Below are 25,335 nucleotides of genomic sequence, written 5' to 3'. Positions count from 1 at the left end.
GCTCCGCATTCGCCACGCCGCGCGGCCCTCCCGCCGTTCCGGTGCCCCCTTGATCCGGGCACGCTGTGAAACCATCGCATTACGCTATGAGACAGCCACAATCACCCTTGTCATTGCTTGACCGCCATGCCGGTTTTTTCCGAATACGCGTTCGTGCAGTCGAAATCGGAAACGAAGCCGGAGCCGAAACCAGGGCTGGAACCGGGGCCGGAACCGGATTCACGGCGCGCACGTCCTTCCCCCGTGTTGTCGATCACGTCGTCGATCACGGGGGAGCCGGACGGGACATGCGGTGCGCAAGGGTGAAACGGAGTGCGCGGGGCGTACGGGGCGTGCGGGGTGTGCGAGGCGGGGAGCGCGGGTGGCCGGCGCGGGCGCTGTCACTGCTGCTGATGGTGGTGTCGTTGCAACTGGGGTCGCTGATCAGCCCGGCGTACGCCTGTGGCTGCGGGGCGATGGTCCCGAGCAAGGAGTCCCAGGTCTCGGTCGACGAGGAGACGTCGGTGGTCGACTGGGACGGCCGGACCGAGCAGATCGTCATGCGGCTCACGGTCCGCGGGAACGCCCCCGAGGCGGCGTGGATCATGCCGGTGCCGCACCGCGCGAGCGTGGAGCTCGGCGATCCGGCCCTCTTCTCCGAGCTCTACCTCCTCTCCGCACCGGAGCGGGTGACCAGGCACTACTTCTGGCCCCGCTCCCGCGACTGGCCGCTCGGCGGCTCCGGCGGCGTCGGGGACTCGGCCGCCGCTCCGTCGGCCGGGGCCCGGACGGTCGACGTGGTCGGCCGGCAGCTCCTCGGCCCCTTCGATGTGGCGCGGCTGGCGGCGACCGACCCGGAGGCGCTGCAGAAATGGCTGGAGGACAACGGCTTCGACCTGCCCGACCGGCTGGCGACGGCACTGAAGCCCTATGTCGAGCAGAAGTGGGAGTACGTCGCGATCCGCCTCGCTCCCCGGGACGACGGCATTCCGCTCGGTGGCCCTCTCCAACCACTGCGGTTGACCTTCGCCAGCGACCGGCTGGTCTACCCGATGCGACTGTCGAAGCTCGCCTCGACGCCGCAGCGCCTCGGCCTGTACGTCCTCGCCGATCACCGGATGGAGCCGAGCGGGCCGATCGGCGGCGATGCGCCGCAGGTGACGTACGCGGGCAGGATCGATCCCCGGTCGTCATCGGAAGACACGGACTCGGTCGAGAAGCTGACGGGGGCGGATCCGGTGTTCCTCACCGCGATCAAGCAGTCGTTCCCGCACCCGGAGCGGATCGACGGCGACCACCGGCTGCGCGCGGCCGACGCCGACACCCCGTACCGGATGACGGTGTACCGGGACCGGCTGCTGACGGTGGGGGACATCCCCGTCTGGGTGCTGTCGCTGCTCGCGGTCGTACTGCTGGCGGTCGCCGCGGTGCTGCTGAAGCGGCGGGCCCGGCGGCGGGGCGCGAGTACCGGGGGAACCGAACACCTGCGTACGGGGTGAAGGGCGGTACCCGCAAACCATTGGTCCACTTGATCGTGTTCAGGTCAGAATGACCGGCATGACCTGGACGCTGGCCCACGAACCGTTCGACTCCCCCGACTCCTCGCTCCTGCGCCGCGACTACTACGACGAGGTCGCCAGCCGCTACTGGGGACGGCCCGCCACCGCCGAGGAGATCGACGAGGGTCTCACCGACGACGGGGCCGACCGGCTCGTACCGCCCACCGGTCAGTTCGTCGTCGGCCGGTTCGACGGAAAGCCCGCCGCCTGCGCCGGGCTGCTGGTGGTGGACGCGGACACCGCGGAGCTGACCCGGGTGTTCGTACGCCCCGGGCACCGCGGCACGGGCGGCGGCGGGCTGCTCCTGGCGGCCGTCGAGAACGCGGCGCGCGCCTTCGGCGTACGCACCCTCCGGCTCGACACCCGCGACGACCTGGTCGAGGCGCGGGGGCTGTACGCCAAGCACGGTTACCGTGAGGTCCCGGCGTTCCACCGGCGGCAGTACGCGGAGCACTGGTTCGCGAAGGAGCTGAGCCCGAGGCCGTAGGCCGCGGGGCTGATGGGGCCGGTGAGGGTCAGGCCGCGTGGTCCCGCTTCGGTTCGGGGCTGTGCGGCCGTTCCCTGCTCGACCCGTTCGTCTCCGCGGTCAGCTCCTCCACGAGCCTGACCAGGTCGGTCGGCCGGTCCGGCCCCCACCAGTCGCCCAGCAGCTCGGCCATGGACGCCTCACGGGCCTCCGCGAGCTTCACCACGGCCTCCGAACCCGCCTCGGTGAGCACCAGTTGCACGCCCTCGCGGCGGGCCAGCCCGCGCTCCTCCAGTTGCCGGGCCGCGTCGCTGATCACCCGCAGCGGCACCGGGGTGATGTCGGCGAGCATGGCCGGTTCGACCGTGCCGTGCCGTTTGATCCGCAGCAGCATCCAGCTCGCCGCGGGCAGCAGGTCGTAACCCGCCCGCTCGGTGATCTTCACGTAGATCTCCCGGCGCCCCGCACGCGTGGCGAGCACCGAGAGGGCGCGGGCGCATTCGTCGTACGAGGACCGCTCGACCGGGTTCGACGCCAGGGTCTCGCTGGCCTCCGGAGCGGTCACCGAGCCGCGCAGCTTGTCCTCCTTGAGGAACCAGGCGAAGACGAAGGCGATCAGCACGACGGGGGCCGCGTACAGGAACACGTCCGTGATCGACGTCGCGTACGCGTGGAGCACCGCCGGCTGCAGCGCGGGCGGCAGTTGCCCGATGGAGCGCGGGTCGGAGGCCAGCCCGTTCACACCGACCCCGGGGGGCAGCGGTTGCCCGGCGAGCGCGACGGTCAGTTTGTCGAGGAGCCGGTTGGTGAAGATCGTGCCGAACACGGCGACGCCGAACGAGGCGCCGATGGAGCGGAAGAAGGTGGCGCCGGAGGTGGCGACGCCGAGGTCCTCGTACGTGACGGCGTTCTGCACGACCAGCACCAGGACCTGCATCACCAGGCCGAGTCCGGCGCCGAACACGAAGAAGTAGCTGCTCATCACCCAGGTGCTGCTGGTCTCCGTGAGCCGGTGCAGCAGCAGGAGTCCGATCGCGGTGAGGCCGGTGCCCGCGATCGGGAAGACCTTCCAGCGGCCGGTGCGGCTGACGATCTGCCCGGACGCGGTCGAGGTGATGAGCAGGCCCAGCACCATCGGGAGCATGTGCACGCCGGACATCGTCGGCGTGATGCCGTGCACCACCTGGAGGAAGGTCGGCAGGTAGGTCATCGCGCCGAACATCGCGAAGCCGACGACGAAGCTGATGACGGCGACGAGGGTGAAGGTCCTGATCCGGAAGAGCTTCAGCGGGATGACGGGTTCGGCGGCCCGGCGCTCCGCGTACACGAAGGCGATCAGCAGCAGGACGCTCAGTACGGCGAGGCCGATGATCTGCGCCGATCCCCAGGCCCAGGTGGTGCCGCCGAGCGAGGCGACGAGAACCATGCAGGTGGCGACGGAGGCGATGAGGAAGGTGCCGAGGTAGTCGATGGTGTGCTTCGTGCCGCGGACCGGGATGTGCAGCGCGGCAGCGATCACGAGGAGCGCCACGACGCCGATCGGCAGGTTGATGTAGAAGACCCACCGCCAGCTGAGGTGCTCGGTGAACAGACCGCCGAGGAGCGGTCCGAGGACACTGGTCGCACCGAAGACCGCACCGAACAGGCCCTGGTACTTGCCGCGTTCGCGCGGCGCGACGATATCGCCGACGATCGCCATCGAGAGCACCATGAGCCCGCCGCCACCGAGGCCCTGAAGAGCCCGGAAGCCGATGAGCTGGGGCATGTTCTGGGCGATGCCGCAGAGCGCCGAGCCGATGAGGAAGATGACGATGGCGGCCTGGAAGAGCTTCTTGCGGCCGTACTGGTCGCCGAGCTTGCCCCAGAGCGGGGTCGCCGCGGTCGATGCCAGCAGATAGGCCGTGACCACCCAGGAGAGATGTTCCAGGCCGCCGAGCTCGCTGACGATGGTCGGCAGTGCGGTGGAGACGATGGTCTGATCGAGTGCGGCCAGGAGCATGCCGAGGAGCAGCGCACCGATGGGCACGAGGACCGACCGCGTGGAGGGCTCCTCGCCGGGGGCCGGGGCCGGGGCCGGGCGGCTCAGGTGCTGGGCCATGGACATCTCCTCGGATCCGCTACATCCCCATCCTGGCCTTCTCATGCCGTTATGGCCTGCCGAGTCGGCGATACGGGAGCGGGCGACGCGCCTTGGTGCGCGGCGCCCGGGTGCGGCGTTGGGCGTTCCGGCGGCGCGCTGCATAATCGCAGGGCATTCAAGGGGAGGGATCCACAATGACCGGACATATGTGCCCGGAGTGCGGTATGGACAGCAGACCCGGGGCCGGGGCCGGAGACGTGCCCGGGGCCGGGACCGGGGCCGGGGCCGGGGACGCAACCGGGGCCGGAGCCGGGTGCGTATGTGCGCTGCGGGCCGCCGAGCAGCACCGGGCCACCGAGCGGTCGGCGGCCGAGAAGGCGGAGATGGCGGCCGCCGAGGACTTCAATCCGTTGCGGATACGTCCGTACGTGACGCTGGGGGTCGACGGGGCCCCGGCAGGCGGCGACGAGACCCCGCAGGAGCGGGGACCGCACCACCCCTCGCAGGACGCGGCCACGACGATGCCGCTCTTCCTCGGCCCGACCGCGGTGGGCCCGCTGCCCGACACCGCCGGTCCCGACGGCCCCGGCCTTCCCGACGGCCCCGGCCTTCCTGCCGGGGCGCCCGACGAGGAGCCCGGCAGCCCTCGACGCCGCCGCCCCTTCGCGGCCGTCGCCGTGGGGGTGGCCCTGACCGCCGTGGTGGGCGCGGCGGCCTTCGCGGCCGGACTGCTCGGTGGCGGCGACAACGGGGACACGGACCGGCGGCAGGCCCTGCCCGGCGCGGCGGTCGACGTGCCCGAGGCGAGCATCCCCGCCACGAAGCCGGCACCGGCCTCCGGACCGCCCTCGCCCTCCGCGTCGGCCTCCGTGTCACCGTCCGCACCGGTCTCGCCCTCCCCTTCGGCGAGCACCTCGCCGTCCCCCTCCACGTCCACCGCCTCCTCGCCGCCGGCCTCCGTCGCACCCTCGCACCCCGCGAGCAGCCCGCCGGCGGCCGAACCTCCCGCGTCCCTGGCCGGCCCCACGCTGCGCCCCGGCGACCAGGGGCCCGCGGTGGCCGAGCTGCAGCGCCGCCTGGAGGAGGTCTGGCTCTACCACGGACGCGACGACGGCGACTACACGAACCAGGTCGAGCACGCGGTGAGCGTCTACCAGTCGTACAAGTCCATCGAGGGCGATCCGCCCGGGGTGTACGGCCCCAGCACCCGCCGCGCGCTGGAGGCGGAGACAACGGGCCGGTGACCGGCCGGTCACGCTCCGCCGGACCGGCCGGTCGCGTTCCGCCGCCTCCGCCCGCACCCTGCCGCGCCGGCCACCCGAAACCGACGGAATTGGCTTTCTCGGACAGGTTTTTGTATCGTGATGAAACAAAGTAGCCTCCGCCCGCCACTCCCTGACCGGCGGGCGAGGCTGCTTGTTCTCCTTCCCGCGTCGTCGCTTCCCGGCGCCGTCGCTCCCCCGCGCCCTGGAGCCCGCCCATGCCGGCCACCGTCCTCACCGCCCGCGCCCTCCTTTTGGACATGGACGGCACCCTGGTGAACTCCGATGCCGTCGTGGAGCGCTGCTGGCGGCGCTGGGCACTGCGCGAGGGGCTGGACCCGGAGGCCGCGCTCAAGGTCGTCCACGGACGGCAGGGGTACGCCACCATGGCGGTACTCCTCCCGGACCGCCCGATGGAGCAGAACTACGCGGACAACCGGGCCATGCTCGCCGAGGAGACCGCCGACACCGAAGGCGTCGTACCGATCGGCGGCGCGCCCGCCTTCATGGACGCGATCACCGCGCTGCCGCACGCCCTGGTCACCTCGGCGGACGAGGCGCTGGCCCGGACCCGGATGACCGCGTCGGGCCTGCGGATGCCCGCCGTCCGCGTCACCGCCGAGAGCGTGGGCGCCAGCAAGCCGGACCCCGAGGGCTTCCTCAAGGGCGCGGCCGAGCTGGGCTTCGACCCGGCGGACTGCGTCGTCTTCGAGGACTCGGAGGCGGGCATCGCGGCAGGCCGGGCGGCGGGCATGCGCGTCGTGGGCGTCGGCCCGCGTGCCGGAGCGCTCTCCCCCGACGTGCACGTCGAGGACCTGACGCGGATCCGGGTGGAAGCGGCCCCGGACGGCGCGATCCGGCTGCACATCAGCGCGCGCTGACGTCACCCCCGGTGCAGCCGTCCCCGCGCCACCAGTTCGAGCACCGCCGTGACGGCCACCGCCTGCACGGCCATCAGGGCGACCAGTACGAACAGCTGCACGGCCCCCGCCTGCACCGGTGAGGCGCCGCCCAGCAGCATGCCCACGAAGGCCCCGGGCAGGGTGACGAGCCCCACCGTCCGGGTCTGATCGAGCCCCGGCAGCAACGCGTCCGACGCCGCGGGCCGGGCGATCTCCAGCCGCGCGTCACGGTCGAGCAGCCCGAGCGCCATACCCGCCTCCACCTCCCCGCGCCGGGACGTCAGCTCGTCCAGTGCCCGCCTTCCGCCGAGCACGGTCGCGGTCAGCGCACCGCCGATGAGGATGCCGGTCACCGGGATCAGCGCGATGCCCCGGACCGGCACGAGCCCGGTGAGCAGCAACAGGGCGACCACCGGAACGACCCCTGCCGCGATCGGCAGCGCCGCCCACCACCAGGTGCGATTGCGGGTGATCCGGCGCCCCGCGGTCCGTACCGCCACGGCGTACATCAACGCCACGAACCCGAGCAGCGGCGGCAGCGAACGGACCACCCAGCCGATGAGCAGGGAGACGGCGGCGAGTTGGACGGCGGCCCGCAGCCCGGCCAGCAGGATCTCGCGCGACCGGCCGAGCGAGGCCAGAGCGGCGACCGTGGCCGCCGCCGCGAGCAGCAGGGCGAGTACGACCCCGAGCGTGATGTTGACCGGTAGCAGCACGCCGCAACCCTACGACCGGCCCGGCCGACCCTGCCCGACCCGATCCGATCCGATCCGGTCCGAGCCGGTCCGGTCCGGTCCGGTCCGACCGAGCCGATCCGGTCCGCCCCGATCCGGCCCGATCCGGCCCGATCCGGTCTGATCCGGCTGGCCTTGCCCAATCCGAACCGGCCCGGCCCGTCCCGACCTCCGACCCACCGCGCGAATCAGCCACCGGCGTACCCGAACTGTCGCCGCGTCAGCCTGTGCGCCCGCGCAGATGCGGACGTACGCCCCCATGCTCCAGCCCTGTTCGTCGGAACTCTTGATGTGACGTGCCCATGTCGTCACTCTGTTACCTGGTGCCCACCCCACGGAAACCTGGCTTGGCCACGATGGCCGGGCTTCACGGGTCACCCGTCCAAGGTCCCCCCACATCAAGGGAGTTCGCATGTCCGGTGTCTACGCGCGTCGCGTCGCCGTCCTCGCCGCATCCGCCGCCTTTGCCGCAACCACCACCCTGCTCACCGCCCCCACCGCGCAGGCAGCCATGCCCACCCCGGTCTCCGCCTCGACCGCCCGCACCTACCTCAGCCAACTGACCGTCGCCGCGGAGGGCTCGTCGACCGGCTACAGCCGCGACAAGTTCCCGCACTGGATCACCCAGTCGGGCGCCTGCAACACCCGCGAGGTCGTCCTGGAGCGCGACGGCACCAACGTGACGCAGGACTCCAGCTGCGCCGCCGTCAGCGGCACTTGGTACTCGGAGTACGACGGCGCCACCTGGACCGCCGCCTCCGACCTCGACATCGACCACATGGTCCCGCTCTCCGAGGCCTGGCGGTCGGGCGCCAGCAGCTGGACGACCGCCGAACGCCAGGCGTACGCCAACGACCTGACGCGACCTCAGCTCATCGCGGTCACGGACAACGTCAACCAGGCCAAGGGCGACAAGGACCCGGCCGAATGGATGCCCTCACGCACCGCGTACAAGTGCACGTACGCGCGCGCCTGGGTCCACGTGAAGCACTACTACGACCTGACCGTCGACTCGGCCGAGAAGAGCGCCCTGCAGTCCATCCTGAACGGCTGCTGAGCGGAGGTGCGGAGCCGTGCGCACCGCGCGGCTCCGCACCCGCAGGCGCATCCCCGTCCCCGATTCCGCCCCCGGCGGGTTTTCGGCCGAGTACGGCCGGCCCCGGCCGGCACCCGCACGCCCCGGGAGCCCGACGGGCAGCGGTGACCGGCGCACGGCACCGGGCCGGCCCGCCGGCCACCCGGGAACCCCCTTGCCACCCCGGCCCGTACGGGGCCGGGGCACCCCACCGCCGCGGCTCCGGCCGCCACTGGTCCACACAACGTCGCCGGAGCGTTCGGAGCCGCCTCCCCTCCGAACACTCCGGCGACATTTTGTTCACCGTCAGGCGATACACCCCATACCTGCACAGCCACGCCGCGCACCCCCGCCCAAGCACCGGACGGCACCCCGGGACCCGCATCCGGCAGCTGACCTGCCCCGCCCGCGCACACCTCGCCGCCGGACGCCCCGGAGCCGGTATCCACTCCGGCCGGAGCGGGACATGACGGCGAACCAGCAAGCCGCACCGCACGGCACGGCCGGGCGAAGACATCAACGGCCCAGTGGTACACCACCGGCGGACCAGGACTCGGCAAGCAACCCACCCCCCTCGCCCCGCATGGCCGGAAAGCTGCGCCGCCATTGGTTCAGGCCAAGACAGCAGGCAGGGGTTCGCAGTTGGAGGCGGTGCCGAACCGAAGCCTGACCGAGAACCATGGGGCAACTTTCAGCCAGTCGACAGAAACTTGAACTTGCAAGCATTGGTGAGGTTTCCCTAATCTGAGGCACTCAATCGGTTCACGTCCCCATCAGACCGAAGGAGCCCTCCCCCCATGCACACACGCTTGAACCAGGCTCAGCCCTACGCACTCGGCCTCTTCCGGATCGTCATCGGCCTGTTCTTCACCTGCCACGGCACCGCCTCGCTCTTCGGCGTCCTCGGCGGCGCCATGAACGGCGGCTCCATACCCGCCGGCACCTGGCCCGGCTGGTACGCGGCGGTCATCCAACTCGTCGGCGGCGCCCTCGTGACGGTCGGGCTCGGCACCCGTGTCGCCGCCCTGATCTGCTCCGGCTCCATGGCGTACGCGTACTTCAAGGTCCACCAGCCCGAGGCGCTGTTCCCGCTGCAGAACGGCGGCGAGCCCTCGGCCGTCTTCTGCTGGGCGTTCCTGCTGCTGGTCTTCACCGGCCCCGGCGCACTGGCCCTGGACCGGCTGTTCGGCCGGGGCGGCACGGAGCACGGCAAGGACCGCGTACCCGAGCAGGCACCGCCCGTAACGGTCTGATCCACCCCCCTCGCCACCCACCCGCACCCGCCCGCGCCCGCCGCCCACGGGACCGCTCTCCCGCAGTCGGCGCGGGCCTCCTCCCACCCGCGCACAGCGGACCATTCCTCACGTACATCCGGCCGGACACCCGGAACCGATGCTTCCCATTTCCGGATGTACGTGAGGTTCCCAACATCGCTCGTATTTGTGGATCACCGGATGAACGCCAGGCGTACGCTCTACAGCTGACCCTGCCGCTCCTGCCGCTCCCCTGCGACGTCGCGGCGTTGTTCCGAATCGGGGAGTAGTAGGTGCTTGAGAGTGTGGGCGCACTGACCGGCAGCCCATGGATATACGTCGTGGTCGCCCTTTCGGTGCTCCTGGACGTCTTTCTGCCCCTGCTGCCCAGCGGGGTCCTGGTGATCACCGCCGCCACGGCCGCCGCCGCCGGTTCGACGACCGTCGCGGGCGCGGGCGCCGCCGAGCAGGTGACCGAGGTTCCCTCGCTCCTCGCCCTGATCCTCTGCGCGGCCACCGCCTCGGTGCTCGGCGACCTCGTCGCGTACCGGCTGGCCTGGCGCGGCGGGGAACGACTGGACCGGGCCATAGCCCGCTCCCGCCGCCTCACCTCCGCGCAGGAGCGGCTCGGCGCCGCCCTCGCCCGGGGCGGCGGCATCCTCGTGATCATCGCGCGCTTCGCCCCGGCCGGACGCTCGGTGGTCTCCCTGGGCGCGGGCGCCGCGCACCGCAAGGTCAAGGAATTCCTGCCCTGGTCGGCCCTGGCAGGCGTGGCATGGGCCGTCTACAGCGTGGGCCTCGGCTACTTCGGCGGCCAGTGGCTCGGTGCGACATGGGTGGCCACGGCCATCTCGGTCCTCGCCCTGTTCATGGCGGGCGCCCTGGCCGCGTATCTCGTGCGCCGCCCGACGGCGGAGGCGGCAGCCGCGGCATCGGCGACCGCCACGGCCACTACGACGTCCTGACCGCGCCCCGGACCTCCAGCCCGTCCAGCAGTCCGACGGTCGCCTCGGTGATCTCGTCGACGGCCCGGTCGAACACCTCCTGGTTGTGCGCGGCCGGAGCGCGGAAGCCGGACACCTTGCGCACGAACTGCAGGGCGGCGGCCCGGATCTCCTCCTCGGTGGCCTCTTCGGGGATGGCTGGCGGGCGAAGGGTCTTGATGCTGCGGCACATGACTCAAGTGTGAACCGCACCACTGACAACCGCCCGCCTCGCCCCCACTACCCGGCTTCCCGGCTCCCCTCACCGAACCCGTTCGACGGCGGGGAACTCGTACGTACCGTCGAGGATCCCGGCCTCCGGCGCACAGAGCCCGAGCACGGCCCGGAAGTCCCCGTCGGGCACGGGCAGCCAGTTCGCCGCCGCGACCGGATCGCCCGGCCGCTCCCGCTGGACCCGGACCGTCAGCGAACCGTCCTCCGCATACGCCGGGCCGCGCCCCGCCGGGGACTCGCCGATCCGCCGACCGGCCGTGCCATGCCCGTCCAAGCCATGCCCGTCCATGCCCCGCCCGTCCACGCCGTCCCCGTCCACTCGACGCCCGGCCATGTCGTACACGGCCAGCGACCAGCCCGCCCCGGCCGGCGGCCGCCCCGCGAACCGCAGCACGTAGGAGCGGGCCCCGTTCAGCCGCTCGCCCCCGGCGTCACACAGGGTGTGGGCGTGCACCGCCTCGTAACCGTGGACGCCCCACAGCGCGCTCCGTGCCGCCACCGCCCTGGTCAGGTAGGACTCCTCGCGGTCGGCGATCCGCCACTGCGGGGAGTCGATGGTCCCGACGCCGTAGTGGTCGAGGTTGTAGTCGAAGAGATGCGGCTCCATCACCCACCCCACGGGAACCGCATCGGCCCGGCTCGCCTCCTCCACGCGCGCCCTGCCCCGCGCCGCCCCCTCGGTCAGTGCGCGCACCAGGGCGGCGTCGGCACGGACGTAGGGCGAGGGCCCTTCCTCCAGCAGCCCCAGCGGCTGGAACCGGTCCTGATACGCCTGGTCGGGCGCGGCCGGTGGGAAGTCGGCCATCCACACCCTGAGCTGCTCGAAGAACCGCAGCGCCTCCGGTACGTCGGGGTCGGGCGCGGGCAGCCCCGTGCGGTGCGTACCCGGTTCGGTGTACGTGACGGTCAGCTGCTCCTGGAACGCACGGACCCGCTCCAACCCGTCGCCGTCGCCGTCGGCATCGCAGACGCTGCGGCCGATGACGGTGACGACGGAGGTGGGCGCGTCGATGACCCCGAGCACACCGTCGGGCTCGCGGCCCGCCCAGCCGGGGGGAACGACGAGCCAGTCACCGGCCCGGACAGCGGTGGCGCGGCGGCCGACGTACGCGAAGTTGTTGGTCCACACGTCGACGAACTGCAGCACGCGGTACGCGCCGTCCGGGCCGGGGACGTGGAGCAGGACCGGCCCGCCGGTGAGGTCGAGATGAGCGACGGACCGGACGGTGTCGTCGCCGACGGACACGAAGGGTGTGTCGGCAGGCACCGGCCGGTCCGCGTGCGCGAAGTGGTTGAAGGGGGTGGGAGGCAGCGGACCGAAGCCCGTGTACATGGCGCCTTCGACCACCGACAGGTCCCGGACCAGCGGATACCCGTAGATGTACGCCTCGGCGGCAAGTGCGACGAGTTCCACCGCTGCCTCCTCCCGGCCTCCGCACCCCTCGGAACTCCCCTCAGATGACCGCCTTCGAGCGGTCCGTGCACAGGGCCCAGATCACGAACACGTCGATGGCGATGGAGATGATCGCCCAGGTCGGCTGGTACGGAAGCCAGACGAAGTTGATGATGATGCTGATGGCGGCCAGCACCACACCTGTGGCACGGGCCCATTCGGCACCCTTGAGGATCCCCCAGCCGACGACGGCGAGCACGATGCCGAGGACGAGGTAGATCCATCCCCAGGAGGTCACATCGAACTTGAACGTGTAGTTCCTGACGTGTGCGTACACATCGTCGGTGGCGAGACCGGAGATGCCCTTGATCACTCCGAGGGCACCGTCGACGAGCAGCAGGACACCGGCGAAAATGACTCCGCTGGCCGCCCAGGGATTGATGTCCCCGTGGCCGGCGGAACCGGCGGTGCCGGGCGTGGGCGCTGTGTGAGCCATCGGAACTCCTTGGACCGGATCGGGACTGCGGAACAGAACCGACCCTGCGCGCCACCTCCCCGCACGACCACCCGGCCGCACCCATCCGGGTGAACCACCCCGGACGAACCCCCGGACAGAACACCGGGCAGGCCACGCGGACAGAACGCCCGGCCACGACCGTCGTCACGACGAGGGAAGCCGCGTCACCTTCGAGATCTTGCACGTCATCTTGCCCGGGACCTTCCCCAGTCCCTGGGCCTTCTGCACCGACTTCTGCCCCGCCGCCAGGTCGGTCGCCGTCGCCAGCCCCGAAGCCCGGCGCGTACCGTCCCCGTCCACGAACTCCACGGACACGATGTAGGACGCCTGGGCGTCGCCGTGGTTCACGATCTCCACATCCGCATCCGGCCACTCGGTCAGCGAGTCCACCTGGCACCGGGTGATCCGCACATCGCCCTCGCCGTCCGTACCCTCCAGGGCCGGCAGTTCCGAGGGCGCGTCGGAGGCGTCTCCGGGCGCGGGCGCACCGCTCGCAGCGGGGGACCCGCTCGCCGTGGCCTCCACCCCCGACGGCTTCGGCCCGGCCGTCGACGACGTGCCGCCCCCGCTCGTCACGGCGACCAGCACCCCGGCCGCCAGCAGAAGGACCACCCCACCGATCACGGACAGGGTGACGATCAGCCCGGTACGGGACTTCGTGGGCGGCTGCGGACAGCCGTACGCCCCGGGCACGGGCTGCGGCCAATGCGCGTACGGCGACGAGCCCGGCGGCTGCTGACCGGACTGGAAATCCTGGCCGGGCCAGGGGGACGGACCGGGCTGGGGCTCCTGGCCGGGCCGGGGTTGCGGACCGGGCTGGGGCGGCGGATAGCCGTACGACATGTATCCCCCCTGGGACGGTACTGACGTGACCAGGACACGTTACGGCGAGCCGGGGCTTGACTCTCCCGCAGGGGGAGGCCCGAGGGTTACGGACATGAACGGCGACGCGCTCCTCCCGATCGGGGATCTGGCCAGGCAGACCGGGCTGACGGTGAAGACCGTCCGCTTCTACTCCGACCGCGGGATCGTGTCCCCCGCCGCCCGCAGCCCTGCGGGCTACCGCCTCTACGACCCCGAAGCCGTGGCACGCCTCCGCCTGGTCCGTACTCTGCGCGAGCTGGGGCTCGACCTGTCCACGACCCGCAAGGTCGCCGACCGCGAACTCTCCCTGCCCGAGGTCGCCGCGACGCACGCCCGGGCGCTGGCGGTGCAGATCCGTACGCTGCGGATGCGGCAGGCGGTACTGACGGCTGCGGCCGGGCGCGGTTCCACACCCGAGGAGCTGGAAGCCATGCACGAACTGACCAGGCTCTCCGAGAACGAACGCCGCCACCTGATCGGCGACTTCCTCACCGCCGTGTTCGGCGGTGAGGACGCCGCACCGGCATTCGCCGGAATCATGCGCTCGATGACCCCGGAGCTGCCCGAGAACCCCGACGCCGAACAGGCCGAGGCCTGGATCGAGTTGGCCGAACTGACCCGAACCCCCGGCTTCGCCGCCTTCATGCGCCGCCTGGCCACCCACGTACCGGCCGACCTCACCCGCCCGGACCCCACCGCGACGATCCACACCCACGTCGCCCCGGCCCTGCGTGCGGGCATCGCCCCGACATCATCCCGGGCCGCCCGGATCGTCAAGGCGGTCGAGGCCGAGTACGCCGACACCACTACGGGCCACGACCTGCTGACCTTCCTGAGAACGGCGAACGACCCCCGCCGCCTGCGCTACCTCCAACTGCTCGCCGTGGTCAACTCCTGGCCGCCCCCCGAAGACCCGACCCCGGCCTTCACCTGGCTCATCGAGGCCCTCACCGACACAGCTGATGCGGCCGGGACGGGCCGAACCTAAACTGGCCAAGGCCCAGAAACCCCCAGGTGAGGGAGGCAGGTCATGGCCAAGCGAGGAAACAAGCGCCGCGCCCGCAAGAAGAAGAACGCCAACCACGGCAAGCGCCCCAACGCCTGAACCGAGCCCCCGTGGTGCCCCGAGAAGCGCTCATGCTCCCCGGGGCACCACGGACGCTCCGGCAACCTCCCCTGAGTCCACCCTGCCGGTAGCCGCTCACCTCTTGGGCTCAGGTCTTGGGCTCAGGTCTTGGGCTCAGGCGAGACTCTCCAGGCCGAGCTTCGCCAGCCGTGACCGAATGGCGCCGGGCTTCCGGCCGAACTGCTTCCCGAGGACGTCGAGATCGCGTTCGCCCTGTTGGTAGAGCGCGAGAAGCCTGGCGTCGTCCTGCTGTGCCCATGGCTCACCCATGTGCGGGTAGCGGGAGCGCAGTTCGTCCGGCGACGCCCGCCTCCTGCCGGGGTCTCCTTGTGGACAGACCGACTCGATCACGTCCAGCGGGAAATCGCCGACCAGCGTTCCCGTGAGCCAGAGCTCCAGCTGGTTCTCCCCGAACGTGATGCGGTCCGCCAGGACGGTGACCGCTCGCCGGAGGACGTCGCTGTCGTCCGGGTCCTGCTGGTAGTCGGTGAACGTCACACGGAACGCTGCCTGCGCACTGGAATCCCCCATGTGGCCATCCTGGCCCTGTGGCCATGGATGCGGAAGATCATTTCTCGCCCGTCCGAGTGCGGTGGCAGGCACCGACCGCGTCCAGGGCGAGATGCCAGGGAAACCCCTCCGGCCGGCGCTCGCCCGGTTGGTTCGGCTCGAAGCCCCCTTCCCCGTAAAGCACCGTCACCCCGGCGCCCCGCAGTGTCTCCAAGGACCGGGCGAACTGCGGATGCTGCGCGTAGGCGGCGTTCACGCACGGCATCGTCACCGTGGGAATCCGCTTCCCGACGGCTTCCGCGACCACACCGACGACGAAGCTCGAAGTCAGGCCGTACGCCCAGTGATTGATCGTGTTGAAGGTGGCCGGGGCGAGCAGGATCGCATCCGCCGGGGGCCACACGTCCGGTTCGCCCGGCATCTTGTACTCGGAGCGCACCGGGTGCCCGGTCAGCGCCTCCAGCCCCTCCAGCTCCTCCGGTCGCGCCCCCACCCACTTGGCCGCCGTCGGCGTCAGCCCCAGACACACGTCCCAGCCCCGGGTCCGGGCGTCCGCCACGACCCGGGCCGCTTCGAGGACCGGCGGGGCGGCGGAACCGAACAGGTACAGGGTCTTCATCCACCCATCCCACCGCGCCGGGCCCAGGGCGCGCAACCACCCCCGAACCGGGTGGAATCGGCGGTAACGCCGGGTCCCGCACCGCACGGCACGGGTACCGTCCCGGATGACGAGTCAGGAACGGAGAGCGACATGCCCCGACTGGACGGCGATCACACAGGTGCCCGGATCAGAGAGCAGCGGAAGCTGGCCCGCCTGACTCAACGGCAACTCGCGGAACGGATCCCGTACTCCTACAGCCTCCTCAACCAGGTCGAATGCGGCGCCAAACCCGCGAACCTCGACTTCATCGCGGCGGTGGCACGGGCCCTGCGGGTCGACGTCGCCGTACTGACGGGGCAGCCCTACGTGACCGAACTGCGGCAGGACCGCCTCGCCGAGCTCGTACGCCCCATCCGCGAGGCCCTCGACCTGTACGACCTGGGCGCCGACGACGCCATCCCCGGCCGCCCGCCGGGCCACCTCGTCGAAGCCGCGGCCGCCCTGTGCGAGCAGGTGCGCGCCACGCGTCTGCGCAAGGCCGCCCTGGCGCTGCCCGGAACGATCGCGGAGCTGACCACCGCGGCCTGGCGCACCCCGTCGACCGAGCTGTGGCAGGCCCTCGCTTCCGCGTACCGGACCGCCCACGACATCAGCGTGAAGCTGGGCTACTACGACCTGTCCGCGGTTGCCCTCGACCGGATGGACTGGGCCGCCCGGCGGGCGTCCGACCCGTGCCTGTCCGCGATCCGCCAGTACATGCGGGCCCTGGTCTACTTCCGGGAAGGGGAGTACCGGATCGGCCGGCGTCTCGTGGAAGTGGGCCACGGCATCGTCGGCGCCTCGGAGCAGACCCGTGAGGCCGTGGCCGTCACCGGGCAGCTCCACCTGGGAGCGTCCGTGATCGCCGCCCGCGCCGACCAACAGGATGCCGTCGACACCCACATCGCCGAGGCGGGGCGCTGTGCCGAGCGGACCGGCGACGCGTCCGAAGTCCACTGGCTCTCCTTCGGCCCCACGAACGTCGCACTGCACAGAATGTCGGCGGCCGTCGAGATGCGGCAGTACGACGAAGCCCTGAAGCAGGCCCGGACGATCAACCTGCCGACGGCTCTCGCCACCTCCCGCCGCGCCCATTTCCTCATCGACAGGGCACGCTCGGAGATGGAGACCGGGCGCACGGAGGCGGCGCTGAGCAGCATCGTCGACGCCCGGCACGCCGCCCCCGAGCAGACGCGCTACCACCCGGGAGCCCGCGAGACGATCAAGGGCCTGGTGCACATCTCGCGCCGCACCCCGGACACCCTCGGCCACCTGGCCGCCTGGATCGGCCTGTGACCCCGCCCGCTCCCCGGCCCGGCCTGCCGACACTCACGGATCCGTGAGCGCTGGGCCCTCCCCGGCCCGTCACGCTGGACTCACCTGATCACTGACGAGCCGGGGACGCCATGACCGCGAGGGACGTACCGCCAGCCATCGAACTGACGGAGCAACAACAGCGCGGCGCGACCTGCGTCTGGTGCGCCGCCCCCCTGTCGAACACGGCCGCCCACGACCTCGGCCCACGCACCATGAACGCGCACGGGAGCGCCGCCCGATGGTTTCCGCGCTGCTGCGCCACGTGCTGGAGGAACCACTCCTGATCACGCCGCCGAGCGAGGCCGCCCCGGCCGGCCGAGGCGGCGACACACTGACAGCGGCCATCCACACACCGTGTTCGCGGGGTGTCAGGATGATCAGGATGGTGCCGCGTCCGCGTACCCCGGGGTCAGGAGGACCATTGACCGCCAACGAGAAGTCCCTCCCCCTGCACCGGCTGGTGTTCGCCGCCCCCGGCCCGCCCCGGCGGACAGCGCTGCCCGGCGGCAGCCCTGCCTGGCACTTCACCCGCTACGACGACGTCCGCCAGGTGCTGGCCGAGGACCGGTTCACCCGGGCCCTGCTGCCCGCGACGGCCGCCTCGCCCCTGACCGGATCCCCCGACGCCATGACCAAGCAGGACGGCGACGGACACCTGCGACTGCGCCGCACCGTCAAGGGGCTCCTCACCCCTCGCGGGGTCGGCCGGCTGACGCCCATGGTCGCCGAGGTCACCGACCGGCTCGTCGCCGGGCTCGCCGAACACGGCCCGCCCGCAGACCTCGTCGACCACTACACCCGCCCCCTGCCCATCGCGGTCATGAACAAGCTGCTGGGCGTCCACGACATCGACGAAACCCGGCTGCTGCGCTGGACCGAGCTAGCCTTCCCCGACCCCTCCGCTTCCTCCGCTCCCTCCGCTCCCAGCGACGAACCCGCCGAGGCCGCACGCGAGTTCACCGAGTTCGCCACCCGTCTCATGGCCGACCGCCGACGCACCCCGGGCCCTGACCTGATCAGCACCCTCGTACAGGCCGCCGACCGCGAAGGCGGCATCCCCGAATCCCAACTCGTCCACTTCGTCAGCACACTTGTGGTGGCCGGCTACGACACCACCATGACCGTGCTGGGCAACTCCCTCCTCTATCTCCTGGACGAACGCCCGGCGGACTGGGCCCGCCTGGGCTCCGACGAAGCGGCCGCCGGCGTACTGGCCGAGCGCCTGACCCACCTGATCCCGCTCAACGACCCCGCGAAACACTTCAACCCGTTGCGGGCCACCGAGGACCTGGAGATCGGAGGGGTGACCGTACGGGCCGGAGACCTCGTCACCCTCGACCGCGGCGCGGCCAACCGTGACCCCGCCGCCTTCCCCGGTGACCCCTTCGCCGACCTGTTCGCCCCGTTGGAACACCCCACCCTCGCCTTCGGCGGCGGACAGCACTACTGCCTGGGTGTCTCGCTGGCCCGTACGGAACTCCGCCTCGCCCTGCACCGACTGGCCGCCCGGCTCCCCGGTCTGCGGTTGACCGTGCCGGTCGACGCCGTCGAGTGGCGCACGAGCGCACTCACCCGAAGCCCCCGGCACCTGCCCGTGACCTGGTAGCCGTCTCCGGGCGGCGAACAAATAACCGGTTGCCTCCGGGCGTTGGTGGTGGATCCAATGACCGCCTGATCACCCGGGCTCGCCCCCGCGCGCGAGGCATGGCGCGAACGCGAACCGCCGGCCCCGGCCGGCACACGATCCGGGCGGACCACGACCGCATCACGCCAACCGCATCACGCCAGGGGAGACGCCACCCGATGAACACACCCTCGTCGCCGCCCGTCCGCCTGGGCGCCCTCGTCCCGCTGACACCGCCCGGCTGGGTCGGGGCGGGCCGTCACCTGCTCACCGGACTCGACCTCGCAGTCCGCGAGGTCAACGACGCCGGCGGGATCGACGGCAGGCCGCTGGAACTGGTGGTCCGGGACACCGCGGCCGATCCGGAGCGCGCCGCGGCGGCCGTGGACGAGCTGGCCGGCCTGGACGTGGCCGCCGTGGTGGGCGAGTACCACAGCGTCGTCGCCCGCGCCGCCGCCACACGGGCCGACGCCCTCGGCATCCCCTTCCTCTGTTCTTCCGCGGTGCTCGACGCGCTCACCGAGGAGCCCACGGAGTGGGTCGCACGCCTGGCCCCGGCCCAGTCCCGCGGCTGGCGGATCTACGCGGACTTCCTCCTCGGCGCGGGCCGGCGCCGGATCGCCGTGGCGACCCAGCCGAGCGTCTACTGGGCGTCCGGGACGCGCATCCTGCGGGACCACCTGACTCCCCGCGGTGGCACCGTCATCGAACTCGACACGAACGCGCTCACGCCCCGGGCCCTGTGCGACGCACTCGTCGAGCACGACGCGACGGCCCTCCTCCTGCTGGTCGGCCATCCGGAGCCGGCGATACCCCTCGTCAGGGCCGTCCGCGCGGATGGGCGCCTCCCGGAGATCCTGATCGGCGCTCCGGCCGGACAACCGGAATTCGCCGAATGGGCCGCAGCGCTCGGCGAGCACGGCGCCGGGATCCCGTTCCTGCGCTACCTGCCCGAACACCTCGGCCCGCTCGGCGAACGCGTCGGGAAGGAACTCCGCGCCCGGCTGGGCGAACCGCCCTCCTTCGTCGCGTTCGAGGGCTGGGACACCGTGACCGTCCTCGCCGAGACACTGCGCTCCCACGGCACGGACCGTGCGGCCATAGCCGAGTCATGGCCGCACGTGGCGACCGAGGGCACCCGCGGACCGATCCGGTTCTCCCGGGTCCCGGGCATCGGCGTTCGGCAATGGACGTGGCCCCCCATCCAAGTCGTCGACCGCGACCCTGCGGCCCCCGATCACTTCCGGACCCTCCACACCGGCTGAGAGCACACGGACGCCGACTGCCCACGGCCTTCCGGACTCGGCACTGTCCACCCGTCTGTGTATCCGTACGGGCCGTCGTATCCAGCCACACCCGGAAGAGCGCCCATTGAAGTACGGCATCGCGATCGAACACGGCCACGACCTCGGCCCACGCACCGTGAACGCACAGGGGAGCACCGCCCGTTGGTTTCCGCGCTGCTGCCCCACGGGCCGGAAGAAGACGGCTGCTCCTACGGCGTGATCCAGTTGGCCCAGCCGAACGTGAACTTGTACGCGACACGCACCGCGCTCCGTCCTCGGCGACCCGCCAGCAGCGCCACGCACAGAGCTACGACGAACAGTGCGGCAAAGGATCCCGCGATGATCACGCCTGTTCCGGGTGCCCAGACCACTCCCGCGAAGACACTCGCGATGATCACGATCGCCAGGCCCATGTGGGCCATGGGCAACTCCACACGGAACAGCTCCCCCAGCGAACCACGCGATGCCCGCATGTCTGCGTTGTACCGGTTCCTCGCAGCGTCGGGATCGGCATGCCGCCCCTCTGGCCATTGCTGCTCCACCAGTTCCCCTCCCAGTCGTCAGTGCCGCTGACCCCAGACCCTGCCCCCGAAGCCCGAGAGCCCCGCCGCTCGTTCGGGTGCGTATCTCGTGCAGGTTCTGGCCCGGATGTCCAGGCTTGGCCTCACGACGTGTCTCCTCGTGAGGATGAAAGAACATGCCGACGTACGTCACCTTGCTGAGCTGGACCGATCAAGGGGTCCGAAACTACAAGGACACCGCAAAACGCTCCGAGGCCTTCGGGTCAGCGGTACAGAAGCTCGGGGCGAAGCTCCTGAGCATCTACTGGACCGTCGGTCCGTACGACCTCGTGGCCGTCGTCGAGGCGCCCGACGACGAAACTGCCACGGCAGCGCTCCTGCAACTCGGCGGGGTGGGCAATGTCCGTTCCACGACCCTGCGGGCCTTCGGCCCAGAGGAGATGGAGCGCATCATCGCCAAGGCTGCCGGTTGACGACCCACGTCGTCCAGGACACGCGGCGCGAGGCCGTGAGTCACCTGGACCGGATGCCGAAGCGGCAGCGTCCAACCGTGCGTGACCGCACCCGTTGATGTCAGAAGCAGACGTCGAAGGCCCCCAACCGTGATCGGTTGGGGGCCTTCGCACTGGTGGGCGCGGACGGTTTCGAACCGCCGACATCTGCTTTGTAAGAGCAGCGCTCTACCCCTGAGCTACGCACCCGTGGATGAGACAACAGCGTACATGGACTACGGCCCGTGGTCACAAACGATTCCCGGAGGCCGCGATCGGGAAGCCCCTCGACGTGCGGGGCGGGGGTTATCCCCACCCCTCGCACGGTGGCCGTCCGGATTCTGGTGGGGGCGGGTGCGTACGTACGGTGAGGGTCGCAGTATCGGAGCGTCCGTCGTACGACCTGGGGGAAAGATCATCGTGGCAGTCCGTACCCGCACTCTCATCGCGTCCGGTGGCGCCGTGCTCATGGCTCTTGTTCTTTCCGGTTGTGGCAGTACGGATGTCAGCGACGCGCCTGCCGAGCACAAGTCGTTCGCGTTGAGCGGGAAGACGCTGACCATCCGTGCCGGGCAGTCCTCGCTGGAGCTCGTGCCGGCCGATGTGCGGAAGGTCGAGGTGACCCGGCGGGTCGACGGTTGGGTCGTGTTCGGGGACGGGCCCGATCCCCGGTGGGAGATGCGGGACGACACCCTCACGCTCGGGGTGGAGTGCGATGCGCTGATCAGTGACTGTGCCGCGGAGCACCAGGTGAAGGTGCCGCGCGGGGTGGCGGTGGTCGTGGAGGGGAACAACGGGAAGATCGTCGCCTCCGGGTTCCGTACGCCGCTCACGCTCACCGCCGACAACGGCAAGGTGACCGTCCGGGACTCCACCGGGCCGCTCAAGCTGGCGAGCGACAACGGGGGCATCGTCGCCGAGGGGATCTCGGCCGGGTCCGTGTCGGCGCGGTCGGACAACGGCAGCATCCGGCTGGGGTTCACCGCCGTGCCGGATCTCGTGGACACCGTGAGCGACAACGGGGCGATCACCATCGAGCTGCCGGGCGGCTCCGCGAAGTACGCGGTGGACGCCGCCGCCGACAACGGGCGCACCTCGGTGGACGTACCGCGCGGCGAGAGCAGCGGTCATGTGGTGAAGGCCCGGAGCGACAACGGCGAAGTCACCGTCCGAAGCGCGAACTAACCGGCCCGTGTGTTCGTCCTTACCTGGTGGGAGAATGTACCGGGCAGGGCGAAACGGCACGGGAGAGGGATGTGACGGCGACACACGCGCAGCCGCGGGCGAGAGCGGGTGGGGTTTCCGCCGTCAGGGACGTCTTCGGGCTGATGCTGTTGCCGGTGCCGCTGCTCGCCGCCGCGTTGCCGGCCGCCTTCGCGGGCGGTGGTACGAGGCGCTGGTTCGGCGGGCGCGGGGAGAGTCAGCGCGCCGAGGCGCAGGCCGCGAAGGACGCCGCCGCCTCGGCCTTCTACGAGCTCGACACGGCCCAGCGCGATCTGCGGATCTCCATCGAGACGATCACCGCGGTGGACAGCTCGCCCGCCGCGCGCAAGGCCGTGGACGACTTCGCCGCTCTCGGACGGCGGATCGACGAGGTCAGCCATACGTACATCACGGCAGTCGACGCGCACGACCTGGACCGGGACGATCTGGAGCACTCGGTCGCCTCCCGCGCGCGGGCCGAGCTGACCACGGCCAAGGACGAGCTGGTCCGGGTCAAGGCCGAGCTGGACCGGTTCGCACAGGGGCTCGGTCCGCTGCTGGGCAGTGCGGAGACGCAGCTCGCGCGGCTCGCGCCCGCCGTGGAGCGGGCCCGGCAGGCTCTGCTGGGTGCGAGCAACGCTCTCGACACGGTGCGCGCGTCCGGGCTGCGGGCGGATGAGCTCGCCGCCCGGCTGGCGGCTCTCGCCCCCGAGCTGACCAAGCTCAACCAGGGCGCCGGCCGGCACGGCGTCGCGGAGACCCTGCAGCGCGCCGATCGGGTGCTGCGCGATGCCGAGGCGGTACGGGCCGAGGCGGACAAGTTGCCCGAGCGGGCCGCCGAGATCGACCACCGGCTGGTGTCGTTGCGTACCCGCGCCCAGGCGTTGACCACCCGGGCGGGGTCGGTGGAGCCGGTGCTGAGCGAGTTGCGGCGACGGTTCTCGGCGGCGTGCTGGCAGGACCTCCAGCCCGTTCCCGAGCAGGCGGCCGTCAATGTGCGGCAGGCCGAGGAGAAGCTGAAGGAGGCCGCCCAGGCGCGGGACGAGCAGCGGTGGGCCGATGCGACGTCCCGGCTGAGCACGGTCCGCGCCTTGCTGAACGCGACGGACGAAGCGGTGTCCGCGGCCGGTGACCGGCTGCACCAGCTGGACGGCGTGGCCAAGGATCCGCAAGCGGAGATCCAGCGGACCCGGTTCGCGGTCCGCGACGCGCAGCGCCTGGCCATGGACGGCCGGAGCACGCCCGATCCGCGCCATGCCCGGCCGCTGGACGATGCCGTGGCCCGGCTGGACCGCGCCGTCGCCGGGCTCGACGGGCGTCACCCCGACTACTGGCACTTCCTGACCGAGACCGATGCGGTGCGGCGGACGGCCGCGCGGGTGGTCTCCGAGATCCGCGAGGAGCGTGGGGCGGGCGCCTGAGCCGAGGTGCGTTGGCCGAGCCGCGCCGGCCGAGCCGAGTCAACCAGGCCATGCTGGTCGAGCCGAGCCGTGCCGACTGCGCGGTGCCGGCCTGACCGAGCCGACCTGCGCGGTGCAGGCCGAACCGCTCCGGCCGCGCGTGCCGCGGCCTCCCGGGGCTCTGGTGTGCGGTGACAACGCCTTGGGCGGATCCTGGTAGTACGCCCGAAGGAGACGACCGACATGGCCACCCACGTGCTGCACACCCGGGGGCGACGGGCCCCCCGCCGCCGCAAGGCCACCCGGCTCGACCAGCATCTGCCGGTCGATCACCGGCTCAGCCGCGTCTACCGGGTCGGAGCGGGGCTGATGGGGCTGGTGCTGCTCGCCTTCGGTGTCCTGGGGCTGATCGACAAGATCGGTTTCTTCAACACCGGCGGAGCCACCGTCGCGGGCCTCAACACCAACGGCGCGCTGAGCGTCCTGTCCATCTGCGTCGGCCTGCTCCTGTTCATCGGGATGGTGATCGGCGGCAACTTCGCCTCGACGCTCAACATGATTCTGGGCATCGCCTTCATCCTCAGCGGCTTCGTCAATCTCGCGCTGCTGGAGACCGACTACAACTTCCTCGCCTTCCGCATCCAGAACGTGCTGTTCAGCTTCGTGGTCGGCCTGATGCTGATGGTCTTCGGGATGTACGGGCGGGTCAGCGGCGGACTTCCGCACGACAACCCGTACTGGCGGGCGCGCCACCCCGAGGAGGCCGCGCGGGAGATGCGGCTGAGCCGGCGGGCGGCCACGCCGCCGATGCCGGTCGTCCGGCGTACCCCTTGAGCCTGCCCCCCCTGAGCTGCCCCCCTGAGCTGCCCCCTGAGCCCGCGGTCGCGGTTAGCCTGGGGCCATGCCTCGTTACGAATTCCGCTGCCGCTCCTGCGGAGACACATTCGAACTCAGCCGCCCGATGGCCCAGTCCTCCGACCCGGCGTCCTGCCCCGCCGGGCACGCGGACACCGTGAAGCTGCTCTCCACCGTGGCCGTCGGCGGGTCGTCCGCCAAGTCCGCCCCCGCCGCCCCGTCGGCCGGTGGCGGGGGCGGTGGTGGCGGGTGCTGCGGTGGGGGCTGCTGCGGCTGAGAGCGGAACGGCGAGTGGTCCCGGGGCGTCGTCCGGGGCCACCGGGCGCCTGGCCCCGGGCGACGCTCCGGTTTGCCGGGCGGGCGGGCTTCTAGCGTTTGCGGGAGAGGGTCAGGCCGTCGGACACGGTCAGCAGCACGCTGTCCATCCGCTGATCGGCGGCCACGTGCTCGTTGAACTCCTTGATCGCCGCCGCCGCGCCGGTCGCGTCCGGGTCGGTCACCGCGCCGTGGAAGAGCACGTTGTCCGTGACGATCAGGCCGCCCTGCCGCATCCGGGGCACCAGCTCCTCCCAGTACGGGATGTAGTTGCCCTTGTCCGCGTCCAGGTAGGCGAGGTCGATGTGCGGCTCGGCCGGCATCGCCCGCAGGGTGTCGAGCGCGGGGGCGATACGGAGCTCGATCCGGTCCGCGATGCCCGCCTTCTCCCATGCCTCCCGGCCGTAGGCGGTCCACTCCTGCGAGATGTCGCAGGCGATCAGCCGTCCGTCGGCGGGCAGGGCCTGCGCCATCGACAGGGCGGAGAACCCGGTGAACGTCCCGACCTCCACGATGTGCCGGGCCCCGGTCAGCCGGACGAGGAAGGCGAGCAGCGGTCCCTGTTCCTCGGCCGACTGCATGCCGGCGTGCTCGGGCAGGCGCGCGTACGTGGTCTCCACGAGCTCGCGCTGCACCGGGTCGAGCGGTGGGTTGTGCGCCAGCATGTACGCGTACAGCTCGTCCGTGATCTTGGTTTCGTTGCCCTTGGTCATCCTGCGCTCCTCGCAGCGTGGATCGGCCGGTGC

At 71.5% G+C, this 25,335-nt stretch carries 28 protein-coding genes and 1 tRNA gene; 17 read left to right on the top strand and 12 right to left on the bottom strand.

Going from position 1 to position 25,335, the window contains the following annotated elements; genetic code table 11:
• Positions 1-110: 110 nt before the first annotated feature.
• A complete protein-coding gene (locus ACFYY1_RS02960; RefSeq protein ID WP_388579973.1) occupies positions 111-269 on the bottom strand; it encodes a hypothetical protein in 159 nt (52 codons plus the stop codon).
• A 123-nt stretch (positions 270-392) separates the two neighbouring features.
• Here ACFYY1_RS02960 and ACFYY1_RS02955 point away from each other — a divergent pair, with 123 nt between their 5' ends.
• On the top strand, positions 393-1,478 hold the full coding sequence (locus ACFYY1_RS02955) for a DUF2330 domain-containing protein (protein WP_388581452.1): 1,086 nt from the start codon (positions 393-395) through the stop codon (positions 1,476-1,478).
• A 58-nt stretch (positions 1,479-1,536) separates the two neighbouring features.
• Entirely contained in the window at positions 1,537-2,025 is a 489-nt protein-coding gene (locus tag ACFYY1_RS02950) for a GNAT family N-acetyltransferase (protein WP_388579971.1), read from the top strand.
• A 28-nt stretch (positions 2,026-2,053) separates the two neighbouring features.
• On the opposite strand, the gene ACFYY1_RS02945 is transcribed toward ACFYY1_RS02950, so the two are convergent.
• Complete coding sequence (locus tag ACFYY1_RS02945; protein WP_388579968.1) at positions 2,054-4,102, bottom strand: MFS transporter; 2,049 nt, start codon at positions 4,100-4,102, stop codon at positions 2,054-2,056.
• A 206-nt stretch (positions 4,103-4,308) separates the two neighbouring features.
• On the opposite strand from ACFYY1_RS02945, the gene ACFYY1_RS02940 reads away from it, so the two are divergent.
• Positions 4,309-5,328: a peptidoglycan-binding protein gene (locus ACFYY1_RS02940; RefSeq protein WP_388579965.1), complete on the top strand. Its 1,020-nt coding sequence runs from the start codon at positions 4,309-4,311 to the stop codon at positions 5,326-5,328.
• Positions 5,329-5,564: 236 nt separating this feature from the next.
• Complete coding sequence (locus ACFYY1_RS02935) at positions 5,565-6,227, top strand: HAD-IA family hydrolase (RefSeq protein WP_388579963.1); 663 nt, start codon at positions 5,565-5,567, stop codon at positions 6,225-6,227.
• 2 nt (positions 6,228-6,229) lie between these two features.
• Here ACFYY1_RS02935 and ACFYY1_RS02930 read toward each other — a convergent pair whose 3' ends face one another.
• On the bottom strand, positions 6,230-6,964 hold the full coding sequence (locus ACFYY1_RS02930) for an ABC transporter permease (protein WP_388579960.1): 735 nt from the start codon (positions 6,962-6,964) through the stop codon (positions 6,230-6,232).
• A 430-nt stretch (positions 6,965-7,394) separates the two neighbouring features.
• Here ACFYY1_RS02930 and ACFYY1_RS02925 point away from each other — a divergent pair, with 430 nt between their 5' ends.
• From ACFYY1_RS02925 to ACFYY1_RS02915, 3 genes are all read left to right on the top strand, one after another.
• Positions 7,395-8,039 (top strand): HNH endonuclease family protein, encoded by a 645-nt coding sequence (locus ACFYY1_RS02925; protein ID WP_388579958.1) that lies wholly within the window; start codon positions 7,395-7,397, stop codon positions 8,037-8,039.
• Positions 8,040-8,854: 815 nt separating this feature from the next.
• Positions 8,855-9,310, top strand: coding sequence for a DoxX family protein (locus ACFYY1_RS02920; RefSeq protein WP_388579955.1), 456 nt, complete (start codon positions 8,855-8,857; stop codon positions 9,308-9,310).
• A 293-nt stretch (positions 9,311-9,603) separates the two neighbouring features.
• Positions 9,604-10,275, top strand: a complete 672-nt coding sequence (locus ACFYY1_RS02915) for a DedA family protein (RefSeq protein WP_388579952.1) — start codon at positions 9,604-9,606, stop codon at positions 10,273-10,275.
• Here ACFYY1_RS02915 and ACFYY1_RS02910 read toward each other — a convergent pair.
• From ACFYY1_RS02910 to ACFYY1_RS02895, 4 genes are all read right to left on the bottom strand, one after another.
• On the bottom strand, positions 10,262-10,486 hold the full coding sequence (locus tag ACFYY1_RS02910) for a DUF2277 domain-containing protein (protein ID WP_388579950.1): 225 nt from the start codon (positions 10,484-10,486) through the stop codon (positions 10,262-10,264). The genes ACFYY1_RS02915 and ACFYY1_RS02910 overlap by 14 nt on opposite strands.
• 69 nt (positions 10,487-10,555) lie before the next feature.
• Complete coding sequence (locus tag ACFYY1_RS02905; RefSeq protein ID WP_388579947.1) at positions 10,556-11,941, bottom strand: DUF1254 domain-containing protein; 1,386 nt, start codon at positions 11,939-11,941, stop codon at positions 10,556-10,558.
• Between the two features lie 40 nt (positions 11,942-11,981).
• Entirely contained in the window at positions 11,982-12,416 is a 435-nt protein-coding gene (locus ACFYY1_RS02900; protein ID WP_388579944.1) for a hypothetical protein, read from the bottom strand.
• A 165-nt stretch (positions 12,417-12,581) separates the two neighbouring features.
• Positions 12,582-13,280 carry a hypothetical protein gene (locus ACFYY1_RS02895; RefSeq protein WP_388579941.1) on the bottom strand — a complete coding sequence of 233 codons (699 nt, stop codon included), beginning with the start codon at positions 13,278-13,280 and terminating at the stop codon, positions 12,582-12,584.
• Between the two features lie 94 nt (positions 13,281-13,374).
• On the opposite strand from ACFYY1_RS02895, the gene ACFYY1_RS02890 reads away from it, so the two are divergent.
• Both ACFYY1_RS02890 and ACFYY1_RS02885 read left to right on the top strand, forming a co-directional pair.
• Positions 13,375-14,289 (top strand): MerR family transcriptional regulator, encoded by a 915-nt coding sequence (locus ACFYY1_RS02890; protein ID WP_388579938.1) that lies wholly within the window; start codon positions 13,375-13,377, stop codon positions 14,287-14,289.
• Positions 14,290-14,331: 42 nt separating this feature from the next.
• Entirely contained in the window at positions 14,332-14,406 is a 75-nt protein-coding gene (locus ACFYY1_RS02885) for a 50S ribosomal protein bL37 (protein WP_015034725.1), read from the top strand.
• Between the two features lie 135 nt (positions 14,407-14,541).
• Here the strand turns inward: ACFYY1_RS02885 and ACFYY1_RS02880 are convergent, their stop codons facing one another.
• Together ACFYY1_RS02880 and ACFYY1_RS02875 are read right to left on the bottom strand one after the other, a co-directional pair.
• A complete protein-coding gene (locus tag ACFYY1_RS02880; RefSeq protein WP_388579935.1) occupies positions 14,542-14,958 on the bottom strand; it encodes a hypothetical protein in 417 nt (138 codons plus the stop codon).
• A gap of 37 nt (positions 14,959-14,995) precedes the next feature.
• Positions 14,996-15,556: a flavoprotein gene (locus ACFYY1_RS02875; protein ID WP_388579932.1), complete on the bottom strand. Its 561-nt coding sequence runs from the start codon at positions 15,554-15,556 to the stop codon at positions 14,996-14,998.
• Between the two features lie 132 nt (positions 15,557-15,688).
• Between ACFYY1_RS02875 and ACFYY1_RS02870 the strand changes: the two genes are divergently transcribed.
• From ACFYY1_RS02870 to ACFYY1_RS02860, 3 genes are all read left to right on the top strand, one after another.
• A complete protein-coding gene (locus tag ACFYY1_RS02870; RefSeq protein ID WP_388579930.1) occupies positions 15,689-16,873 on the top strand; it encodes a helix-turn-helix domain-containing protein in 1,185 nt (394 codons plus the stop codon).
• A gap of 442 nt (positions 16,874-17,315) precedes the next feature.
• A complete protein-coding gene (locus ACFYY1_RS02865; protein ID WP_388579927.1) occupies positions 17,316-18,500 on the top strand; it encodes a cytochrome P450 in 1,185 nt (394 codons plus the stop codon).
• A 197-nt stretch (positions 18,501-18,697) separates the two neighbouring features.
• Positions 18,698-19,783 carry an ABC transporter substrate-binding protein gene (locus ACFYY1_RS02860; RefSeq protein ID WP_388579925.1) on the top strand — a complete coding sequence of 362 codons (1,086 nt, stop codon included), beginning with the start codon at positions 18,698-18,700 and terminating at the stop codon, positions 19,781-19,783.
• Positions 19,784-20,013: 230 nt separating this feature from the next.
• Here the strand turns inward: ACFYY1_RS02860 and ACFYY1_RS02855 are convergent, their stop codons facing one another.
• Positions 20,014-20,277, bottom strand: coding sequence for a hypothetical protein (locus ACFYY1_RS02855; protein WP_388579923.1), 264 nt, complete (start codon positions 20,275-20,277; stop codon positions 20,014-20,016).
• A 224-nt stretch (positions 20,278-20,501) separates the two neighbouring features.
• Between ACFYY1_RS02855 and ACFYY1_RS02850 the strand changes: the two genes are divergently transcribed.
• Positions 20,502-20,798 (top strand): GYD domain-containing protein, encoded by a 297-nt coding sequence (locus ACFYY1_RS02850; RefSeq protein WP_351251482.1) that lies wholly within the window; start codon positions 20,502-20,504, stop codon positions 20,796-20,798.
• A gap of 153 nt (positions 20,799-20,951) precedes the next feature.
• On the opposite strand, the gene ACFYY1_RS02845 is transcribed toward ACFYY1_RS02850, so the two are convergent.
• Positions 20,952-21,026: transfer RNA gene (locus ACFYY1_RS02845), tRNA-Val, on the bottom strand.
• Between the two features lie 258 nt (positions 21,027-21,284).
• On the opposite strand from ACFYY1_RS02845, the gene ACFYY1_RS02840 reads away from it, so the two are divergent.
• The 4 genes from ACFYY1_RS02840 to ACFYY1_RS02825 all read left to right on the top strand — a co-directional run bounded on the left by ACFYY1_RS02840 (position 21,285) and on the right by ACFYY1_RS02825 (position 24,551).
• Positions 21,285-22,001 carry a DUF4097 family beta strand repeat-containing protein gene (locus ACFYY1_RS02840; RefSeq protein ID WP_388581449.1) on the top strand — a complete coding sequence of 239 codons (717 nt, stop codon included), beginning with the start codon at positions 21,285-21,287 and terminating at the stop codon, positions 21,999-22,001.
• Positions 22,002-22,072: 71 nt separating this feature from the next.
• Positions 22,073-23,440, top strand: a complete 1,368-nt coding sequence (locus ACFYY1_RS02835; RefSeq protein WP_388579919.1) for a hypothetical protein — start codon at positions 22,073-22,075, stop codon at positions 23,438-23,440.
• 222 nt (positions 23,441-23,662) lie between these two features.
• Positions 23,663-24,253 (top strand): DUF4383 domain-containing protein, encoded by a 591-nt coding sequence (locus tag ACFYY1_RS02830; protein WP_388579917.1) that lies wholly within the window; start codon positions 23,663-23,665, stop codon positions 24,251-24,253.
• A gap of 67 nt (positions 24,254-24,320) precedes the next feature.
• Positions 24,321-24,551 (top strand): zinc ribbon domain-containing protein, encoded by a 231-nt coding sequence (locus ACFYY1_RS02825; RefSeq protein ID WP_266733278.1) that lies wholly within the window; start codon positions 24,321-24,323, stop codon positions 24,549-24,551.
• Between the two features lie 91 nt (positions 24,552-24,642).
• Here ACFYY1_RS02825 and ACFYY1_RS02820 read toward each other — a convergent pair whose 3' ends face one another.
• Positions 24,643-25,302: an O-methyltransferase gene (locus ACFYY1_RS02820; protein WP_388579914.1), complete on the bottom strand. Its 660-nt coding sequence runs from the start codon at positions 25,300-25,302 to the stop codon at positions 24,643-24,645.
• Positions 25,303-25,335 lie beyond the last annotated feature (33 nt).

The organism is Streptomyces sp. NPDC001890 (assembly GCF_042891445.1).
Lineage (GTDB): Bacteria > Actinomycetota > Actinomycetes > Streptomycetales > Streptomycetaceae > Streptomyces.
This window is presented reverse-complemented; position numbering and strand designations above follow the sequence as displayed.

What these genes read in the sequence shown, in the direction of transcription:
- ACFYY1_RS02955 (WP_388581452.1), top strand. Translation starts at nt 393, where the DNA reads ATGGTGGTGTCGTTGCAACTGGGGTCGCTGATCAGCCCGGCGTACGCC.
- ACFYY1_RS02950 (WP_388579971.1), top strand. Translation starts at nt 1,537, where the DNA reads ATGACCTGGACGCTGGCCCACGAACCGTTCGACTCCCCCGACTCCTCG.
- ACFYY1_RS02945 (WP_388579968.1), bottom strand. Translation starts at nt 4,102, where the DNA reads ATGGCCCAGCACCTGAGCCGCCCGGCCCCGGCCCCGGCCCCCGGCGAG.
- ACFYY1_RS02940 (WP_388579965.1), top strand. Translation starts at nt 4,309, where the DNA reads ATGGACAGCAGACCCGGGGCCGGGGCCGGAGACGTGCCCGGGGCCGGG.
- ACFYY1_RS02935 (WP_388579963.1), top strand. Translation starts at nt 5,565, where the DNA reads ATGCCGGCCACCGTCCTCACCGCCCGCGCCCTCCTTTTGGACATGGAC.
- ACFYY1_RS02925 (WP_388579958.1), top strand. Translation starts at nt 7,395, where the DNA reads ATGTCCGGTGTCTACGCGCGTCGCGTCGCCGTCCTCGCCGCATCCGCC.
- ACFYY1_RS02920 (WP_388579955.1), top strand. Translation starts at nt 8,855, where the DNA reads ATGCACACACGCTTGAACCAGGCTCAGCCCTACGCACTCGGCCTCTTC.
- ACFYY1_RS02910 (WP_388579950.1), bottom strand. Translation starts at nt 10,486, where the DNA reads ATGTGCCGCAGCATCAAGACCCTTCGCCCGCCAGCCATCCCCGAAGAG.
- ACFYY1_RS02900 (WP_388579944.1), bottom strand. Translation starts at nt 12,416, where the DNA reads ATGGCTCACACAGCGCCCACGCCCGGCACCGCCGGTTCCGCCGGCCAC.
- ACFYY1_RS02895 (WP_388579941.1), bottom strand. Translation starts at nt 13,280, where the DNA reads ATGTCGTACGGCTATCCGCCGCCCCAGCCCGGTCCGCAACCCCGGCCC.
- ACFYY1_RS02890 (WP_388579938.1), top strand. Translation starts at nt 13,375, where the DNA reads ATGAACGGCGACGCGCTCCTCCCGATCGGGGATCTGGCCAGGCAGACC.
- ACFYY1_RS02880 (WP_388579935.1), bottom strand. Translation starts at nt 14,958, where the DNA reads ATGGGGGATTCCAGTGCGCAGGCAGCGTTCCGTGTGACGTTCACCGAC.
- ACFYY1_RS02875 (WP_388579932.1), bottom strand. Translation starts at nt 15,556, where the DNA reads ATGAAGACCCTGTACCTGTTCGGTTCCGCCGCCCCGCCGGTCCTCGAA.
- ACFYY1_RS02870 (WP_388579930.1), top strand. Translation starts at nt 15,689, where the DNA reads ATGCCCCGACTGGACGGCGATCACACAGGTGCCCGGATCAGAGAGCAG.
- ACFYY1_RS02860 (WP_388579925.1), top strand. Translation starts at nt 18,698, where the DNA reads ATGAACACACCCTCGTCGCCGCCCGTCCGCCTGGGCGCCCTCGTCCCG.
- ACFYY1_RS02855 (WP_388579923.1), bottom strand. Translation starts at nt 20,277, where the DNA reads ATGCGGGCATCGCGTGGTTCGCTGGGGGAGCTGTTCCGTGTGGAGTTG.
- ACFYY1_RS02850 (WP_351251482.1), top strand. Translation starts at nt 20,502, where the DNA reads ATGCCGACGTACGTCACCTTGCTGAGCTGGACCGATCAAGGGGTCCGA.
- ACFYY1_RS02840 (WP_388581449.1), top strand. Translation starts at nt 21,285, where the DNA reads ATGGCTCTTGTTCTTTCCGGTTGTGGCAGTACGGATGTCAGCGACGCG.
- ACFYY1_RS02830 (WP_388579917.1), top strand. Translation starts at nt 23,663, where the DNA reads ATGGCCACCCACGTGCTGCACACCCGGGGGCGACGGGCCCCCCGCCGC.
- ACFYY1_RS02825 (WP_266733278.1), top strand. Translation starts at nt 24,321, where the DNA reads ATGCCTCGTTACGAATTCCGCTGCCGCTCCTGCGGAGACACATTCGAA.
- ACFYY1_RS02820 (WP_388579914.1), bottom strand. Translation starts at nt 25,302, where the DNA reads ATGACCAAGGGCAACGAAACCAAGATCACGGACGAGCTGTACGCGTAC.